Annotated in this window: 14 protein-coding genes and 1 tRNA gene; 6 read left to right on the top strand and 9 right to left on the bottom strand. The window is 71.4% G+C overall.

Annotated features, from left to right (window positions below; translation table 11 throughout):
• Positions 1 to 62: 62 nt before the first annotated feature.
• On the bottom strand, positions 63 to 473 hold the full coding sequence (gene paaI / locus ACFV61_RS11025; protein ID WP_380487568.1) for a hydroxyphenylacetyl-CoA thioesterase PaaI: 411 nt from the start codon (positions 471 to 473) through the stop codon (positions 63 to 65).
• A 157-nt stretch (positions 474 to 630) separates the two neighbouring features.
• Here paaI and ACFV61_RS11020 point away from each other — a divergent pair, with 157 nt between their 5' ends.
• Together ACFV61_RS11020 and ACFV61_RS11015 are read left to right on the top strand one after the other, a co-directional pair.
• The gene (locus tag ACFV61_RS11020) at positions 631 to 1,902 is read left to right on the top strand and encodes a hypothetical protein (RefSeq protein ID WP_380491203.1); all 1,272 of its coding nucleotides are present in this window, start codon (positions 631 to 633) and stop codon (positions 1,900 to 1,902) included.
• A gap of 93 nt (positions 1,903 to 1,995) precedes the next feature.
• Positions 1,996 to 3,093, top strand: coding sequence for an IS630 family transposase (locus tag ACFV61_RS11015; RefSeq protein WP_380487564.1), 1,098 nt, complete (start codon positions 1,996 to 1,998; stop codon positions 3,091 to 3,093).
• Positions 3,094 to 3,097: 4 nt separating this feature from the next.
• Here the strand turns inward: ACFV61_RS11015 and ACFV61_RS11010 are convergent, their stop codons facing one another.
• From ACFV61_RS11010 to ACFV61_RS10995, 4 genes are all read right to left on the bottom strand, one after another.
• Positions 3,098 to 3,550, bottom strand: coding sequence for a GNAT family N-acetyltransferase (locus ACFV61_RS11010; protein ID WP_380491200.1), 453 nt, complete (start codon positions 3,548 to 3,550; stop codon positions 3,098 to 3,100).
• 224 nt (positions 3,551 to 3,774) lie between these two features.
• A complete protein-coding gene (locus ACFV61_RS11005) occupies positions 3,775 to 4,155 on the bottom strand; it encodes a pyridoxamine 5'-phosphate oxidase family protein (RefSeq protein WP_380491198.1) in 381 nt (126 codons plus the stop codon).
• A gap of 79 nt (positions 4,156 to 4,234) precedes the next feature.
• On the bottom strand, positions 4,235 to 4,954 hold the full coding sequence (locus ACFV61_RS11000) for a response regulator transcription factor (RefSeq protein ID WP_063346183.1): 720 nt from the start codon (positions 4,952 to 4,954) through the stop codon (positions 4,235 to 4,237).
• Positions 4,955 to 5,160: 206 nt separating this feature from the next.
• On the bottom strand, positions 5,161 to 6,507 hold the full coding sequence (locus ACFV61_RS10995; RefSeq protein ID WP_380491197.1) for an MFS transporter: 1,347 nt from the start codon (positions 6,505 to 6,507) through the stop codon (positions 5,161 to 5,163).
• 202 nt (positions 6,508 to 6,709) lie between these two features.
• On the opposite strand from ACFV61_RS10995, the gene ACFV61_RS10990 reads away from it, so the two are divergent.
• The 3 genes from ACFV61_RS10990 to ACFV61_RS10980 are packed head-to-tail and all read left to right on the top strand — an operon-like array spanning position 6,710 to position 11,308.
• On the top strand, positions 6,710 to 7,582 hold the full coding sequence (locus tag ACFV61_RS10990; protein WP_380491196.1) for a hypothetical protein: 873 nt from the start codon (positions 6,710 to 6,712) through the stop codon (positions 7,580 to 7,582).
• Positions 7,579 to 10,671, top strand: coding sequence for a trypsin-like peptidase domain-containing protein (locus tag ACFV61_RS10985; RefSeq protein ID WP_380491195.1), 3,093 nt, complete (start codon positions 7,579 to 7,581; stop codon positions 10,669 to 10,671). Before ACFV61_RS10990 ends, ACFV61_RS10985 begins: the two co-directional genes overlap by 4 nt.
• A 43-nt stretch (positions 10,672 to 10,714) precedes the next feature.
• Positions 10,715 to 11,308, top strand: a complete 594-nt coding sequence (locus ACFV61_RS10980; protein ID WP_063348805.1) for an NUDIX hydrolase — start codon at positions 10,715 to 10,717, stop codon at positions 11,306 to 11,308.
• Here the strand turns inward: ACFV61_RS10980 and ACFV61_RS10975 are convergent.
• Positions 11,298 to 12,521 carry a hypothetical protein gene (locus ACFV61_RS10975; protein ID WP_380491193.1) on the bottom strand — a complete coding sequence of 408 codons (1,224 nt, stop codon included), beginning with the start codon at positions 12,519 to 12,521 and terminating at the stop codon, positions 11,298 to 11,300. The genes ACFV61_RS10980 and ACFV61_RS10975 overlap by 11 nt on opposite strands.
• Positions 12,522 to 12,645: 124 nt before the next feature.
• Here ACFV61_RS10975 and ACFV61_RS10970 point away from each other — a divergent pair, with 124 nt between their 5' ends.
• Entirely contained in the window at positions 12,646 to 13,059 is a 414-nt protein-coding gene (locus tag ACFV61_RS10970; RefSeq protein ID WP_380491191.1) for a CU044_2847 family protein, read from the top strand.
• A 120-nt stretch (positions 13,060 to 13,179) separates the two neighbouring features.
• On the opposite strand, the gene ACFV61_RS10965 is transcribed toward ACFV61_RS10970, so the two are convergent.
• From ACFV61_RS10965 to ACFV61_RS10955, 3 genes are all read right to left on the bottom strand, one after another.
• Positions 13,180 to 13,254 (bottom strand) — tRNA-Thr (locus ACFV61_RS10965).
• Positions 13,255 to 13,365: 111 nt separating this feature from the next.
• On the bottom strand, positions 13,366 to 14,649 hold the full coding sequence (locus ACFV61_RS10960; protein ID WP_380491188.1) for a restriction endonuclease: 1,284 nt from the start codon (positions 14,647 to 14,649) through the stop codon (positions 13,366 to 13,368).
• Positions 14,650 to 15,814: 1,165 nt separating this feature from the next.
• Positions 15,815 to 16,537, bottom strand: a complete 723-nt coding sequence (locus ACFV61_RS10955; protein WP_380491186.1) for a hypothetical protein — start codon at positions 16,535 to 16,537, stop codon at positions 15,815 to 15,817.
• Between the last annotated feature and the right edge of the window lie 486 nt (positions 16,538 to 17,023).

Raw genomic sequence — 17,023 nt, 5'->3', positions numbered from 1 at the left:
GGGGCCGGGTGGCGAGGGCGGGGGCGGGGGCGGGGGCCGGGCAGCGGTAGGGGACTGGGCGCTCAGCCGGTCTGCGGCCGGCCCCCGATCACCACGCTCTGCCCGCGGAACTCGGCGATGACCTTCCCGTCCGCCCGCCGGACCGTCACGTCGTAGACCCCGCTGCGCCCGGCCCGCGACCGCTCCACCGCCTCCGCCACCAGTTCGTCCCCGACCGCCGCCGGGGCCAGGAAGACGACCTGCGCCGCCTGCGCGACCGTCACCGGGCCGTGGCTGTTGCACGCGAACGCGAACGCGGCGTCGGCGAGCAGGAACAGGAAGCCGCCGTGCGCCGTCCCGTGGCCGTTCACCATCGTCGTGGCCACCGTCATCCGCGTCACCGCGCGGCCGGCGGACACCTCGTCCAGCGCGATGCCCAGCAGCCGGCAGGTCTCGTCCCGCGCGTAGAGGGCGGCGGTCCCGGGGTCGAGCATGGCGTCCTGTTCCCTCCGTCGACGGCGTCCGGGTCAGCGTAGAGCACGGCGCCCGGCCGCCGTCCGGGGGAACTCGGCCGCGCCGCCCCGCCGTTCGGCCCGCCCCGCCGCCCGCCGACCCTAGCCTGCTCAGGTTCCCCGAGCGCAAGGACGGCTGATGGCCCAGAAGTCACCCGCGACCGCCACCCCGCCGGGCACCGGCGGGATCCCGTCGGCGCAGCCGCCCAGCGGATCCGTGACGGCCCTGCGGATCGGGGCCGCCGTGGCCGGCGCGCTGCCCTCCGTGGTGCTGCGGCTGGCCGGGGTGCACCTGGCGCCCGTACCGGGCATGGTGGTCTTCGGCCTCGGCGTGCTGGCGGCGGCGCTCCTGCTGATGTGGGCCGCGGAGACCGCCCGGGCCGACATCTCCGGCCCGCTCGCCCTGGCCCTGCTGGCGTTCATCGCCGTCCTGCCCGAGTACGCCGTCGACCTCTACTTCGCGTACGCGGCCGGCACCCGGCCCGAGTACGCCGCCTACGCGGCCGCCAACATGACCGGCGCCAACCGGCTGCTGGTCGGCGTCGGCTGGCCGCTGGTCGCCCTCGCCTCCTACTTCGCCGCCCGGCGGCACGGCGCCGCCCCCGGGATCACCCTGCGGGAGCACCGCCGGATCGACACCGGCTTCCTCGGCGCCGCCGCCCTGGTGGCCTTCGTGATGCCGCTGACCCGGCAGATCTCCTGGGTGCTCGCGGTCGTCCTGATCGCCTGGTACGGCTACTACCTCTTCCGGGTCAGCCGCTGCGGCGAGGACGACGAGGAGGAACTCATCGGCGTCCCGGCCCGGTTGGCCGCCCTCCCGCGGCAGCGCCGCCGGGCGACCACCGTCCTGGTCTTCGCGGTCGCGGCCGGGGTGATCTTCGCCTGCGCCGAGCCCTTCGCCACCTCGCTGGTCGACGCCGGCGCCTCGCTCGGCATCGACCGCTTCCTGCTGGTGCAGTGGCTGGCCCCGCTCGCCTCCGAGGCGCCCGAGCTGATCGTCGCGGTCGTCTTCGCCTGGCGGCTGCGCGGGGACGACGGCCTCGGTGCGCTGCTCTCCAGCAAGGTCAACCAGTGGACCCTGCTGATCGGCTGTCTCCCGTTCGCCTACCTGGCCGGCGGCGGCGCAGCCTCCCTCCCGCTGGTCGAGCGCCAGGTGGACGAGGTGCTGCTGACCGCCGCGCAGACCGTCCTGGCCGTGGTGCTCCTGCTCGACCTGCGGTTCCTGCCCTGGAAGGCCGGGCTGCTGTTCGCCTTGTTCGCCGTCCAGTTCGCCCTCCCCGGCGAGTCCGCCCGGGTCGCGCTGAGCTGGGTCTACCTCGCCCTGGCCGTCCCGCTCCTCGCCGTGCGCCTGCGCCAACTCCCGCCCACTGTCCGCGCCTTGGCGGGCCACATCGAGGGCGATCCGCACTAGCACCAGTGGCTCGGCTCGATTGGTCGACCGGGAAATTGATCGGCTGCTGGTAGTCCGTCAGGCTGTCTCCGAGTTCTGATCTTGGAGGTGGTCGTGGGGCGTCGTCCGGGAGTGTTCGTCCGGCCGGTGAGCATGGAGGAGGGCCGGCGGCTGCAGCGGATCGGCCGGACGTCGAAGGATCCGGTGAGGCTGCGGCGGGCGATCGTGGTGCTGATGTCCACGCAGGGGCAGTCCGTGCGGGACATCACCTCGCTGCTGCGGGTCGGTGAGGACTACGTGCGCGATGTCATCCACGCCTTTGACGAGCGGGGGTTCGACGCACTGGACCCAAAATGGAGCGGGGGACGCCCGAAGACGATCGGTGAACAGGTGCGCGAGCGCATCTGCCTGATCGCCCGGACGTCCCCCGCGGACTGGGGTATCGCCGCGTTCTCCACCTGGAGCCTGACCAAGCTCGCCGAGCACCTGATCGCGCGCAGGGTCGTCACCGTCCTCAGCCGCGAGACCCTGCGCCGGATCCTGCGCGAGGGCAAAGTCTCCTGGCAGACGACGACCACATGGAGGGCATCCACGGACCCGGCCTTCATCGCCAAGATGCACCGGGTCCTGGAGCTCTACGACGCGCCGCCCGCCGACGGGCGGGTGGTCTGCGTGGACGAGTTCGGCCCGCTCAACCTTCAGCCGCGCAAGGGCAAGGCCTGGCGCCCCACGCGTTCGCCGCGCCGGCTGCAGGCCACCTACAACCGCTACGACGGCGTGATGCACATGCTCGCCGCCCTCGACCTGACCACCGGCAAGATCTACTACCGGATCCGTAAGCGAAAGCGATGGCGTGAGTTCCTCGGCCTGCTCAAGGCCCTGCGCTCCCGCTGGCCCGGGGAGAAGCCTTACGTCGTGCTGGACAACTTCTCCCCGCACAAGCACCCGAACGTGCGGGCCTGGGCAGCGGACAACGAGGTCGAGCTGGTCTTCCTGCCCACCTACGGCTCGTGGCTGAACTGGATCGAGTCCGAGTTCGCGGCACTTCGTCACTTCGCGCTCAACGGCACCGACCACCGCAGCCACGCCGAGCAGAACGCCGCCATCAACGTCTACATCCGCTGGCACAACGCATGCGCCGAGCCCAAGTCCAACTTCGCCCTGGGCTCGCCGATCCGCAGTTGGACCGAGTATCCAGCCAGGGCCGCGTAGCGCGTCACGTCTCGGTTTGGCCTCGGGGCGCCCGGATCCTCGGCAGGCCGAAGCCCGTCATCTGCTTCTCCTCGTAGGAGAGGAAGCCCATCTGCCGATAGAAAGCGTGGTTCCTCTTCCCCTCCGGTGTCGGCTCATGGTCGGTGGACAACAGGAAGAAGCGACAGTGCGCGTACCGCTCCATCAGGTGTTCAAGCAACGCCCGGCCGATCCCCTGCCGGTGGAACCTCGGGTTGACCAGCAGGTCCTGGACGTAGCAGATGCTTTCATCGTCGGAGACCGTCCTGGCTAGGCCAAGGAGCACGCCTGACTCATCGCGGGCAGTGATGACCAGGTGCGAGTTGGCCAGACCGCGACAGAGCTTGTCGACGTCGCAGGTGTACCCCTCCCACCCGACCGAGACGTAGAGCCCGAACATCTCCTCCGGGTCGAACTCTGTTTCCTCCGCAATCACCACGCCGGACTCTCCAACTCCAGTCAGCCGCCTCGCGCCGACACGGCCAGGGACTCAGGACTGCGCTGCCTGCGACTTCCCCACCCGGGCGGCAAGCAAGGCGGTTCCCTCCATCTGCCGTCCAGCATGCATCCTCTATTGATCTTGCCGGATGCACAACGCATGCCGGTCTCCAGGTTGGCGCCCCGCAGAGATCAATTACCCGGTCGACCAATCGAGACGCGCCACTAGTTTGTGCGCGGGGGCAGCCGCCGGCCGACGACGAGTTCGGGGCGGATGCGGATCCGGACGGCCCCGGAGGTGCGGCCTACGGCGGGGCCCACTTGGGCGCGGCCGAGGACGGTGACGTACCAGCCGGAGCCGTCCACGCCGTCCACCTCGTCGGCCTCGAAGGCGATCACGGCGTCGTCCACGGCCCGCGCGAGTTCGGAGCCGGCCGGGGCCGAGAGCAGCACTCCGCCGCCGTCCGACAGGTCGAGCCGGAAGGACACCGGCAGCACCGCCGGGAGGGCGCGGATGGTGTAGACCACCCGGCCGACCGCGGCCCTGGCCAGCAGTTCCAGCGCCCGCTCCCGGTCCAGTTCGAGCAGGTCGTGATCACCGTTCATGCCCTCGATGCTCGCCCCGGCGGTGGCGGCGCCGCGAGGGCCGATGGTCCCGCCGGGGGTCCCGGGCCCGGACGTCGCGTCAGCCCCGGAGGGAGCGCAGGTGCCCCGGCTGCGCGGCGGCGGCCGCCTGGCGCAGCTCGGTGGAGATCAGCGCGGCCTGCACCCGCCGCTCCACGCCCAGCTTGGCGAGCAGCCGCGAGACGTGGTTCTTCACCGTCTTCTCGGCGAGGTAGAGCCGTTCGCCGATCTGCCGGTTGGTCAGGCCCTCCCCGATCAGCGCCAGCACCTCCTGCTCGCGCACGGTCAGCGCGGGCCCGGTGGTGACGGGCTGCGCGGGCTCGGCGTCGCTGCGCAGGCGGTTGAGCAGCCGGGTGGCGGCGCCCGGGTCCAGCATCGAGCGGCCGGAGGCGACGGTCCGCACGGCGGCCACCAGGTCGGTGCCGCTGATCTGCTTGAGCACGTACCCGGCGGCGCCCGCCATGACGGCGTCCAGCAGCGCCTCCTCGTCGTCGAAGGAGGTCAGCATCAGGCAGGCCAGGCCGGGCATCCGGGAGCGCAGTTCACGGCAGACCGACACCCCGTCGCCGTCGCCCAGCCGGACGTCCAGCACCGCCACGTCGGGCCGCAGCGCGGGCACCCGGACGAGCGCCTGCTCGGCGGTGGCGGCCTCGCCGACCACCTCCAGATCGGGCTCACCGTCCAGCAGGTCGTGCACCCCGCGGCGCACCACCTCGTGGTCGTCCAGCAGGAACACCCGCACCGGCGCCGGTGCCCCGGCGCCCGCCGTCTTGGTCGCCATCACGCGGCTCCACCTTCGTCACCCCCGCACACTCCCGGCAGGGCCCAGGGCATCATCGCCCACCGGCCGCCGCAGGGCCCAGGGCCCAACGACCCCATTCGGGCGAGCGCACGGGCGGGGGGGGCCCCCCCGGGGCCGGGGGTGCGCCCCGGAGCCGTTCGGGGGCGGGTGGTCGGCGGATCCTGGAAAGGTCGGACCAGCACGGGTCAGGGCGCGCTTTCCCGGTCGCCGTGGCGCCCGTCCTCGCCGTGGCGCCCGTCCTCGCCGAGGTGCCCGTCCTCGCCGTGCCGGCTCCCTTCCCAGCGGCGGTTCCGAACCGCCGGCACCGCCAACACCACCGTACCGGCCACGAGTTGCCAGACCGCACCGAGCAGCAGCACCTTGTCCACGCCGATCCGGTCCGCCGCCGGTCCGGCCGCCGCCAGCCCGAGCGGCCCCAGCACGAACGCGCCGAGCGCCCCGAAGGAGTTGACCCGGCCGAGCACCTCCGGCGGCACCCAGCTCTGCATCGTCGTGCTGACCAGCGTCCCGCTGACCGCCGAGCCGACCCCCGCCACCAGCGCGCCCGCCACCACCCACGGCAGCGGCGCACCGGCCGCGAGCGCGGCGGAGGGCAGCGCCCAGGCCAGCGTGGCCACGGTGGCCACCGCGAGCGGCCGCTCGGGCCGGCGCCCGAGCATCACCAGCCCGCCCAGCACCGCGCCGACGCCGTACACCCCCATCACCAGGCCCCAGGCCCGGGCGCCGCCGAGGTCCCGCTGCGCGGTGAGCGGGCCGAGCACCAGGAACGGCGCCCAGACCAGCAGGTTGAACAGGCCCATCTGGACGGTGGTGATCCAGAACCACGGCCGGGAGGCGAACTCCGACCAGCCGGCCCGCAGTTCGGCGAGCATCGGCTGCTCGCCACCGACCGCGTTCGCCGCGCGGTCGGGCAGCCGGAGCCTGGCCAGGGCGAACGCGCCGACGCCGTACGTCACCGCGTCGGCCAGCAGGACCACCGCCGGTCCCTGCGTCGCCGTCACCAGGCCGGCCGTCGCGGGCCCGGCCACCGTGGCCACCGAACGGGCCAGCCCCAGCAGGGTGTTCGCGTCGGCCAGGAGCTCCTTCCGGCGCACCAGGCCGGGCACGATCGCTCCGAGGGCCGGCAGGAACAGCCCCTCCCCGATCCCCCACACCGCCACCAGCGCGACCATCGCCCAGACCGGCGCCCGCCCGGCCGTCAGCAGCGCGGCGAACACCGCCTGGACGAGCCCGCGCAGGACGTCCGAACCCAGCATCACCCGGCGGCTGCCGAACCGGTCCGCGATCACCCCGCCGGCCAGCAGCACCAGCACCACCGGCAGGATCCGGGCCGCCATCACCCACCCCAGGTCGGTTCCGCCGCCGCCGCCGTCGAGCACCGCGAAGGCCACCGCCACCGGCGCCATCGAGGAGCCGAGGAGAGAGGTCGAGTAGCCGACGAAGAACCACGCGAAATCGCGCTCGCCCAGCACGGCGAGCCGGTCTCCCAGCCGCCGGCGGCGGGCCGGGATCCGTTCCGCATCCACTGCCATGGGCGGCAGTCTGCCCCCGGACGGGAACGGCGTTCAAGGGTTTCCGGGGAAAAGTTGAGTCTTTTGGCCTCAATATTTCACGCCCCGCCGACCGCCGCAGTAAACGGCCTCAGAAATGGCTGTTCACCTGCGATTTACTGCGCTTCATGGGTAGCCTTCAAGAGTCCGGCCCGAGTTGATTTACTGCGGAAGAGGCCCCGACATGGCAGAGCTCCCCCCGGTCGAGTACGCCGTCGCCGTCGAGCGCTACCTGGCCGCCTCCGGGCTCGCCGAAGGCTCCCGGCGGATCTACCGGATCGCCCTGAACACCTGGGCCTGGGCCCTCGCCGACCGCCCCGCCCCCACCGGCCCCGAACGGCGGCGCGCCCGCCCGCCCGTCCTCCCGCTCGCCCTGCTCGACCACCCGGACGCCGCCCGCCGCCTGCGCACCGCCGCCGACCGCCGCCGCGCCGACACCGACCCGCGCACGCTCAACCGCGAACTCTCCACCCTGCGCGCCGCCGTGGCCTGGTGGCGGGCCCAGCACTGGCTCGACGACGACCCCACCACCGACCTGCACCCCGGCCCGCGGCCCGGACCGACCGTCGCTCCCCTGACCCCCGACGACCTGCGCGCCCTCTTCGCCCTCCGCGCGCCCCTGCGCGAACAGTCGCTCTGGCACCTGCTCCACGAGTCCGGCGCCGCCATCGACACCGTCCTCGCCCTCGACACCGACCACCTCGACCTGCCCCGGCACCGCACCCTCCACCGGCCCGGCCGCACCCCCGTCCACTGGCAGAGCGGCACCGCCCGACTGCTCCCCCTCCTCGTCGCCGGCCGCACCACCGGCCCGCTCTTCCTCACCGACCGCCGCGCCCCCGCCGGCACCCCCGCCTCCGACCGCTGCCCCCACACCGGCCGCGCCCGCCTCTCCTACCGCCGCGCCGCCGAACTCCTCACCGCCCACACCGCCCCCTTGACCCCCGGCGCCCACGGCTGGACCCTGCGTCAACTACGCCCCGGTGCACCTCCGTCACTGGATTCCGACGGCCGGGCACGACACCCTGGCACCCCCGATCGAAGGGACCCCGCGTGATCCCCGACAACGAGACCCGGCGACGCCGGGAGGCCGTCAGCCGACTCGCCACGGAACAGGCGGTGCTGATCGAGACCGCGGAGAGCTCCGGCACCGGCTTCCTGGTCGCCCCCGACACCGTGCTGACCTGCGCCCACGTCGTCCGCTCCGACCCGCACCCGGCAGTGACGGTGCACGGGCGCACGCTCCGGGCCGAGGTGGTGGCCCGGGAGCCGCGGCAGGACCCGGACGGCGGCATCTACGCGTACCCGGACCTCGCGGTGCTCCGCCTCCCCGAACCGCTGGACACCGCGGGCGTCTGGCTCGCCGATCAGGTGCCCCCCGGCGGCTCGGACGTGATCGTCCACGGATTCAGCGACGCGACCCTGGACGCCGGCACCCACCGGGACACCCTGTACCTCTCCGTCGTCGGCCGCTCCGGCGAAGCGGGCCACTTCGTCCGGCTCAAGAGCGACCAGGTCGTCCAGGGGTTCAGCGGCAGCCTCGTGCTCGACCCCGCCACCGGACGGGTGTGCGGAGTGCTCAAGACCTCCCGCGACGAGACGGCCGTCCTGGGCGGCTGGATGGTCCCCGTCGACGCGGTGCGGACCTGCTTCCCCGAACTGGCCCGGCGCAACGGACTGGGCCACCGGCCCGGCACGGCCTGGTACGACCTGGCGATGGACCGGGCCGGGCGCCAGGTCCGGCTCTTCGGGGCGTACGGGCACCACCGCCCCCGCCAGACGCCCCGGCCGACCCCCGCCCAGCTGCTGACGCAGGGCGCGATGCCCTTCGTGGACCGCCCGGAACTCGCCGAACTGCGGGCCTGGTGCGCCGACGAGACCCCACTGCTGCTGCGCCTGCTCCACGCGCCCGGCGGCTCCGGCAAGACCAGGCTCGCCGCCGAGCTGTGCCGGCTGATGGCCGAGGACGGCTGGCTCGCGGGCTTCGTGCAGCGCAGCAGCCTCGCGGGACCGGGGTGGCTGGACGAGCTGACCACCGCCCTCGACGACGGTCTGGCGGTCCTCGCCGTCTTCGACTACGCCCAGGCCCGGCTGGAGGACATCCGCACCCTGGTGGACCACGTCTCGCGGTTCGGACCCGAGCAGCCCCGGCTGCGCCTCCTGCTGCTCGCCCGCACGGCCGAGCCCTTCTGGCGGGCGCTGCAGAGCGGCGTCGACGACTGGGCGCTGGCCGACGCCAGCGTCGTGGAACTCCCCAGGACGATCCCCTCCGTCCCTTCCGCTGCTTCCGCTGCTTCCGCCGGGGACGCCTCACCCGCCGCGCTGGTCGTCTCGGCCTTCGAGGTCTTCGCCCGACGACTCGGCCACGACCACCTGCCCGTACCGAGGAGCCTTCCGTCGCGCGCCGGGCGGGAGGACTCGCTGCTCGGCGTGCTGGCACTCGCGCTGGACGCCGTCCTCACCCTCGCCCGGGGAAGCAGTTGGTCCGGGCACGGCGATCCGCTGGAACGGCTCTGCGACCACGAGGTCCGGGTCTGGCACGCGCAGCTCACGGCGTGGCTGCCCGCGGAGCCGGCCCTGGCCGGCGAGGCCGGCCGGCTCCTGGCGGAAGGGCTCCTCCTCGTCCCGGTCCTCGCCCCCGGACGGCGCTCGGACCGGCTGATCGCCCTGCTGGAACGGGTCCGGGCCGAGGCCTTCCCCCACCAGCCGCCCCTCAACATGAACGTCGTCAACGCCCTCCTGCGCATGCTCTACCCGGCCGAGGACGGCCTGGTCGCCCCCGTCGGCCCGAGCCGGATCGGCGAGATCCTGGTCCGCCGGGTGCTGAGTACGCCGGAGAGTTCGGGACGCTCCGAGGAGTACCTGCTCGCCCTGCTGGACCCGCCGCACCCCGCCTCGCCGCAGGAGCGGATCGCGGCGGCCACCGAGACCGTGGAGATCCTCGCCCGCGCCCGCGGCTGCACCGGGGTGGGGCGGGTCGTGGACCACCCCGCCCACCCGGCCCTGGACGCCGCACTGGCCCGGAGCATCACCGAGCGGCCCGACGCGCTCCTGCCGGCCCTGGCCGTCAACGGCGCCGTACTGCCGCACGCCGAACCGCTGGCGGCCCTCATGCTGCCCGCCGTGCAGGCGTGCGAACCGGACGTCCTCACCGCCGTCGAGAGCCGGCTGCCCGGCTACCCCTCCAGCATGTCGCCGGTGGCGGCGCTGGTCCTGAAGCGCCTGTTGGACCAGCCGGACCCCGAATTCGGCGAGGAGGACCAGCTGCGCAGGCTGCGCCGCCTCATCAGCTACAGCCTCCGGCTCGACGAGACCGCCCCGGGCGTACCCGGTGCGGACGGACTGGCCCCGGGCGTACTCGCCGCGGACGGCGTCCGCCCCGGCGACGGCGACTCGGCGCTGACCGCCGCCCAGCAGGCCGTCCGCCTCAGCCGGGACCTCGTCCGGCAGACCGGCCGCCACCTCCCCGAGTACGCGAGGGCGCTCCACAACGTGAGCCTCCTGCTGCACCGCGCCCACCGGACCGAACCGGCGCTCGAACACGCCAGGTCGGCCGTCGCCCGCTACGAGGAACTCCTCGCCGGGGCGGACGGGGACGACACCCTGCGCCAGACGTACCTCCTGGACACCGCGACGGCGCTGAGCACCCTGGCCCTGGTGCGGATGGAGGACGGCCAGGTGAGCGCGGCCCTCGACGCAGCCGCGCACGGCGTCGAGCTGTGCGAGGAGGCCGAACCGGGGTCCCGGCAGGACGACACCCTGCTGACCTGCCTCCAACTCCTCGCCCGGTGCGGGCAACTGGCCGGCCGGCCCATCGAGGCGGTGACGGCCGGCTACCGGGCGCTCGCGCTGCTGCGCGAGCTGGCCGACCAGCAGCCCGGCCGCTACCTGGCCAGGCTCCCGGAGGCGTTGCACCGGCAGGCGATCGGCCTCGTCCGGGCCGGACGGGACGACGAGGCGTACCGCGCGCTGCGGGAGGCCGCACAGCTGCGGGCCGCCCTTCCGCCCGGCGACCGGCAACGGCTCGCCGCACAACGGTCCTCGCTGCGGATGCTCGTCCAACTCTCCTCGGAGATAACCGAGTTCACCGACGAGCGCGCACACTGGGTGGAGCAGCTGGCGACCATGGGCAATCATGGCAGGTGAGGCCGCCGCCACCTGCGGCCCTACGACGGCAGGTAGGAGCATGATGCCCACGGACTCTCAGGACCTCGCCTCGCCCGCACCGATCCGACGCCGCCAGGCCGTCGAGGTCTTCGGGAACCGCTTCGGCCGGCTCTACAACGACGAGGTCGTCGCCCCGGGCGGCACGGCCGGCAACTACCTCCGGTGGCAGTGGTCGCAGACCGGCGTCGTCGTGGTGGCGACCGGCCCCGACGGCATCGCGCTGGTGCCCTCCTACCGCTACCCGGTCGGCGCCGCCTCGCTGGAGTTCCCGCGCGGCGGCTGCGAACCCGGCGAACCCCCGGAGGAGGCCGCCGCGCGCGAGCTCAGGGAGGAGACCGGCCTCATCGCCTCCACCGTGGAGAGCCTCGGCCTGATCCACGCGGACACCGGCCTGATCGAGAACGGCATCCACGTCTGCCGCGCCACCGTGCTCCCCGGAGGCACCGCCACCGCCCGGCCGGAGGCCATGGAATCGGTGACCGACCCGGTCTGGGTCTCCCCCGACCTGATGGCACGCTGGCTGCGGCAGGGCCGGATCACCTGCGGCGTCACCCTGGCCGCCTTCGCCCTCCTCCAGGCCCACCCCGACCCGCAGACGGCGGCCGTCAGAGGGTGACCACCCGCTCGAAGGGGTCGAGCTCGCGCAACGGCCGCGGCTGTGCCCGGCGCTGCGGATCCGGGACAGCCGCACCCGGGCCGTTCACCACGTGGAGCGACAGGTCGCGAACGCCGTCGGCCGCCGGGGAGACCACCTCCAGGCCGGCCCCCAGCCGACCGGCGACCGGGTCCTCGTCCAGCCCGAAGCGCATCAGCCGGACCTCACCCCGCAAGTGCTCCCACGCCAGGCCCCCGACGCGGCGGAAGGTGCGCTCGAACGCCTCCAGCGTCCACGAGCTGAACTCGTCGACCGCCGAACGCAGCACCGCCGTGTCCGGCTGGATCCCCCGGCGCAGCCGCCCCAACTCCGCCACCAGGGCCACCCGGGAGGGCTGCTCGATCGCCTCGAACACCACCTCCACCGGGAGTTGGGACAGCAGCAGGTTGTCGAGCAGCACCGCCGGGAACCCCGCGTACTCGACGAGTCGCCGGCTCCGGAAGACCGGAATGGTGCCCTCGCCGTCGCGCGGGCCGGCCATGCCGACGCCCAGGGCCTGCGGCAGCGCCCGCCGGTAGGACTCACCGGCCCAGTCGTCCACCGACTGGAGCACGAGGACGAGTTCGGCGCTGCCCCCGGGGCGGGCGCTCCGGTAGGCGGCCAGCCAGTCCCGGAGCTGCTTGTAGAGCAGCGGATCCTGCTCGGCGACCCAGGCGCGCGCGGCTTCGAGGGCCTCCCGCGCGCTCCCGGCGAAGTCCCGCTCGGCGGCCTCGATCCGCGCCAGGACACCGGACTTGAACGCGGCGGCGACGGCCGAACCGTCGTACGGCTCCGTGTGCGCGGACGACACCTTGGTCAGCCGCTCCACGTAGGGGACGTCGGGTGCGTTCTCCACGCCCTCGGCCCGGTGGCCGTCGCTGATCCGGTGCAGGGTCCCGCCCGCCCGCAGCGCGACCCGCAGCCGGCCGGCCTCCAGGAGAGCGCCGAAGTCCGAGAGCGCCGCCGTCCCCGGGGACCAGCGGACCTTCCGCGCCTCCTCGGCGTCGACGAGCGCCCGGAAGTACCTGTTGTTGAGGCCCTGCGAGTCGCCGATCAGCAGGGTGTCGGCGAAGAGGACATGCAGCAGGACCCGTGACCGCAGGTCCGAGGCCCGGTCGATCGGCGCCGCCGCGTGCGGCTCCACATCGGAGAGGTAGATGTGTTCGGTACCCGCCGCCCGCTGTCCCATATCCATGGCCTGCCACCCTTCGGCGCCCGATACAGTTCCCCTCGCGAAGAAGAAGGATAGGCCCACGGCCCGGGCCGGCCACCGGTTTTCCGGCAATTCGACCCCGGCAACGGCACCCCTTGGAGGAGAAATGTCGGAGCTTGTCCAAGTAGTGACGCCCGAGGGGACATTCTGGGCCCGCATCGAGGAGCAGCGCGGCCCCAGGGACGTCGCGCTGCGCCGCCCCAGCTACCAGCTGGACGACCTGGCGGGCACACTCCAGACCGTGGTCGGCAACGTACGATCCGGCCTGCGCGCGGCCGCCCCCGACGAGTTCACGCTCGAATTCGGAATCGAGCTCTCCGTCAAGACGGGAGTCCTCGTGAGCGCGGTGACGGGAGTCGACGGAAAGGCCAGCCTGAAGGTGACGGCAACCTGGCGGAAAAACGGCGAGACCGCCCTTTCCGGCCCGCCGAACGAATCAGAGGAACCGGAGGAGTCCGACGACTCGAACGAATCCACCGAACCCGGCGAACCGGCCGAATCCGCACCCGAAACCAGCTGACCGACCGCCACGCACCACCCGACGGCCCGCGGCACGCCCCGGCAACGACGAAGGGCCAGCTCCTCCGGATCACTCCGGTGAGCTGGCCCTTCGGGCGCCGGTCGCATCGCTTCCTACGCGAGCCCCCTGTCGGGTTCGAACCGACGACCCCCGCTTTACAAGAGCGGCTGTCCGCCACCCTGCGTGACCTGGGGCCTTCCCACACTGCCGGTTCCCCGACCGCTGCACCGTTGGCGCCCGCGATTCACCGCCACGTACCGCCCGATCTGGCACGCCTATGGCACACGGGATACCATCCGCGGCAGCTCAATCGAGAAGGATCTCCTCAGGCCTACGGTTGAGCACTTCGAGCGACCGGCTACTCAACAGATCCTCGACACAGCCCATCAGATCACCGCCGTGATCCTGGCCAGCGATCTCGTACAGCTCCTTGATCAGATCCTGCCCGTTGATCAGTATCACTGGGTACTGATCCTCAACCATCTCCAGCTGCGCCGGCTCCGAGTACGACCCGGTGGTGACGTACACGCCGATCCACCCACGCCTGAGCCTGGCCACCACCCGAGCGATCTGCTCGGCCGACACCAGGCTGTCCGGCTTGATGCACTTCGCCTGTCCCAGAACGACCAGCCTGGTGCCCGCCAGGCCACTGCCGACGTCCAGCCGACCAACGAAGTCCGCCCCGCCGTCCCCTGACCGGCGGGTGAGCCAGCCCTCGTCATAGCTGTGCCCGGATGCCCGCATGACCTTCGCAGCGACGATCGCAGCCAGCACCTCGAACGCGTGCTTTTCATTGTCGAACCGCTTGTAGACCGCCTGGAGGTCCGCCTCGACCTGACTGCCGGACGTGGGCCGCTGATCACGCACCTTCACAACCTGCGAGCGCGCCACCCGCCGGCGGGCCTTCGGTAGAACCGAGTGCCCGTGCTTTACCCACTCCCGCCATGCCGCGGGCGCCAGTTCCAGGATCTCGGCGTCAGTCCGATCAGGGTCACGCCGCGCGGTGATCCAGTCCCAATCGAGCTTGTCCTCCTCCGCGGTGAGGTCGATCACCACGAGATCGAAGACGTAGTTGGTGAACGTCGTCCGCGCGGGTCCGCCCCACTGGACCACCCGCTCCGCCCTCTCGATCAGAGCGACGCCGCAGAACTGGACATGCCCCTTGACCTTGCCGTTCTTCGACACCGACCGGAACAGCAGCAGCGGCGCCGCGGCGGCCCTTCCCTCGGCGGTGGGCGCCTGGTGGCTGTCGAACGCCTCCAGCAACGCCGCGTTGCCTGTGGTGGCACCGACTGCCTTCGCCATTTCCGGCTTGTGGTCACCGAAGTAACGAACGTGCCCGTTGTTGATGTCGAACACGTCGTGCCACGGCGTCTGCTCCGACCCCGCCTTCCACGGACTCGACCGGATCATCACCGCTGGCCGCCGCATCCCGCCGCTCGTCTTGACCTTGGCCATCGCGTTGATACCTGCTTCGAGCAGAGCCCGCTTCTGACCTGGGCTGTCCGTGACGAAGTAGAAGTTGTCGAACCCATCGATGGCCGCTGGCGTCGTGTCCTTCGAAGCCGCGTATCGCAGCACATCACCCACACGCAACGAACGCCCCACAGCGCCCCCTTCAACGAACAGAACAGTCTACTGGCGACCCTGACACGCCGGTAAGACAACAGATCCTGTCTACACCGTTCGGCGAGGCGGCACGGCGGAGGCCCCACCGGTCAATTCCGATGGGGCCTCTGCCTAGCGAGATCGGGGAGTCACTGGCCTATGGCCTCTTCGTCCCGAAGCAACCTGGTCACCCGTCCGACCTTGGGGAGCGGTGCCGTTGACCTGCCCGAACGGTCCCCGAGCGTCCGCGGCCGTCCGCCGGAGTGCGCACCCGTTGTAGCGCAGTCAGACACTCAACCCTGCGCTGGCTCCGCTGCCGCTCCAGAGGTCACCTAACTGCCACGCCGGCCAGAGAGGTGTTGGCTCTGGAAGCCCGCAGTCAGGGCCGTTCGCTCGGCTCCCAACATCAACGCCACGATGCCAGCCACCGCCGACAGCGCGGTCGGAATCGAGTCGGGCGGTACCCGGAGCACGATCACGACGATAATCACGGTAGCTGGCCAGATCTGCGGGATCCGGGTTGACACATATGGTGGGGTTCGAGTCAGACTCACGATGGTGCCTCCTGGGCATCGACCCGCTTGTACCCGATGCCGCCAAGCTGGAGGGTACAAGCGGGCTTTGTTCTACGACAGGACGGTTCCTTGCCGACGACGGACGCTAGCAACGCCGCGACCCAAGAGCCCTGGCGTGCGATGCATTCCAGCTCGCCCAACGAGGGGAAGCGGATGCAAAACGTGTCGCACTTTGTACTGGCTATTGTGCCACCCTTGTATAGCCTGGTCTAGCCTTGTATAGGCGCCTGACCTGCGCTGATTATCGAGATGGACGGAGCGTCTATCGATGTGGGCATGCGTTGGGACGGCGCGGGAATCCCATGATGGGAAACCCGCGGGACGCATCCGACAAATCGGACAACCGAAACTCGGCCGGATCTGGGCTGTGCGGGTAGCGGAATCTCAATGATCCGAAGTCAGGCGCCTTGGGCGGCTGAGCTTGGGAAGATCGCCAACTGGATTGTTCTGCAGGCGCCATGACCTGCAGCCACGTTGCCCACCCGACGCTTTGCCACGCCTTGCTGAGACCCGCTACTGTCCGGCGTTTACCGCCCGATTCCGTCACGTAGGACACGGAAGAGGCACGGTTGTCAGGGCTTGATGTCTGGCAGTTGTGCTCCGGAGAACTGAAGAATCAGTGCAGCCTGTAGCTGAGCCTTGAGGGACGCGTCTTCTATCTGGTCCACGAGTCGGAGCGCCTGTCGAAATCCACGCTCAGTGCGCATGTCGAGTCGTAGGTGCTGGGCCTGACCCTCCATATGCTGCAAAGCTAGACGGCCTTGGCGGTGGAAGAGCACACCAATTACGCCGGTCACGAGACCACTCACGTTAGTAACAACAGCAGCGTAGACCTCGCCCGTCGTCTCAGACTTCCAGATGGCGAGAGCAACACCGGCAAGGAGCACAAGCCCGCCAAAGACCGATGCCGCCAAGCTAACCACTGAGCTGCGTTGAGCTTGTGCCAACCCATGGGCGTAGTAGTCAGCCAGGAGGATAGTGAAGGTTTGCTCCTCACGCTCGGCTCGCTGCGCCTCGGGATCAGCCTGATGGACGTGAATCTCATAGTGGCGTCTGTCGTTGACGGTAGTAGGCCCGCCCTCTGCTGGTTGATCCTCCGCCACTGGGGAGGGCAGCTCGATCGCGTTGTCGCCTGCCGTGATCCTCAGCTCCCGCCGGATTCGGTCACGGTTCTCCTCGACGGACTTCTTATAGGACCCTCCGAGGACATTCCATGCGACCATAAATCCACCGCAGGCGGTTACTAGAGAGGCAGTTAAGGAGAGCGCCAGAGTAGACCCATCCGAAAAGTTCACTCGGCCATACTGCCAGCCAGACAGCTTCGTCGGAGGAGCTTTCCGACCGCAGTATCCGCCTCGCCAACGCGGGTGGTGGAGCGGTTTGGCTGGCCGCCAGCGTACTTCAGGCTGAGCGGGTGGTTCCCTCCTCGATCGGGCGGCTTCGCCGCACCCGGGTTCTCCTGGGGCCGCCAAGGCTCACCCGGTGACGCTTGCGCTTGGCCTTGGCGGCCCCAGGAGGTTCCGGGTACGCCCTTGGGTGACCGGTCGAGGTGGGGGTCTCCCGCGGCCCAACCACGATCACCACGTCGAAGCCGCGCCCGTGCGCCTGTCCCTGGTCCCCTCCGAGGAGGGCCGGGGTTTGGGGCAGAGCCCCATAGCTCTAACGCCTACCGGCCGTCCGGCGGGCTGTCGTCGACGGGTGAAATTAGGGCCACGGACGGCGCATCAAAAGCGGGCCACTGCGTGATCTCTTGAACATCCTGACTTCACTGGTATGGGAGT

Origin of the sequence: Kitasatospora sp. NPDC059817 (assembly GCF_042731835.1) — a bacterium.
Lineage (GTDB): Bacteria > Actinomycetota > Actinomycetes > Streptomycetales > Streptomycetaceae > Kitasatospora.
The sequence above is the reverse complement of the archived record's forward strand: the minus strand, read 5'-3'. Positions and strand labels throughout refer to the sequence as shown.

What these genes read in the sequence shown, in the direction of transcription:
- ACFV61_RS10980 (WP_063348805.1), top strand. Translation starts at nt 10,715, where the DNA reads ATGCCCACGGACTCTCAGGACCTCGCCTCGCCCGCACCGATCCGACGC.
- ACFV61_RS10975 (WP_380491193.1), bottom strand. Translation starts at nt 12,521, where the DNA reads ATGGATATGGGACAGCGGGCGGCGGGTACCGAACACATCTACCTCTCC.
- ACFV61_RS10995 (WP_380491197.1), bottom strand. Translation starts at nt 6,507, where the DNA reads ATGGCAGTGGATGCGGAACGGATCCCGGCCCGCCGCCGGCGGCTGGGA.
- ACFV61_RS10970 (WP_380491191.1), top strand. Translation starts at nt 12,646, where the DNA reads ATGTCGGAGCTTGTCCAAGTAGTGACGCCCGAGGGGACATTCTGGGCC.
- ACFV61_RS11005 (WP_380491198.1), bottom strand. Translation starts at nt 4,155, where the DNA reads ATGAACGGTGATCACGACCTGCTCGAACTGGACCGGGAGCGGGCGCTG.
- paaI (WP_380487568.1), bottom strand. Translation starts at nt 473, where the DNA reads ATGCTCGACCCCGGGACCGCCGCCCTCTACGCGCGGGACGAGACCTGC.
- ACFV61_RS11020 (WP_380491203.1), top strand. Translation starts at nt 631, where the DNA reads ATGGCCCAGAAGTCACCCGCGACCGCCACCCCGCCGGGCACCGGCGGG.
- ACFV61_RS11000 (WP_063346183.1), bottom strand. Translation starts at nt 4,954, where the DNA reads ATGGCGACCAAGACGGCGGGCGCCGGGGCACCGGCGCCGGTGCGGGTG.
- ACFV61_RS10990 (WP_380491196.1), top strand. Translation starts at nt 6,710, where the DNA reads ATGGCAGAGCTCCCCCCGGTCGAGTACGCCGTCGCCGTCGAGCGCTAC.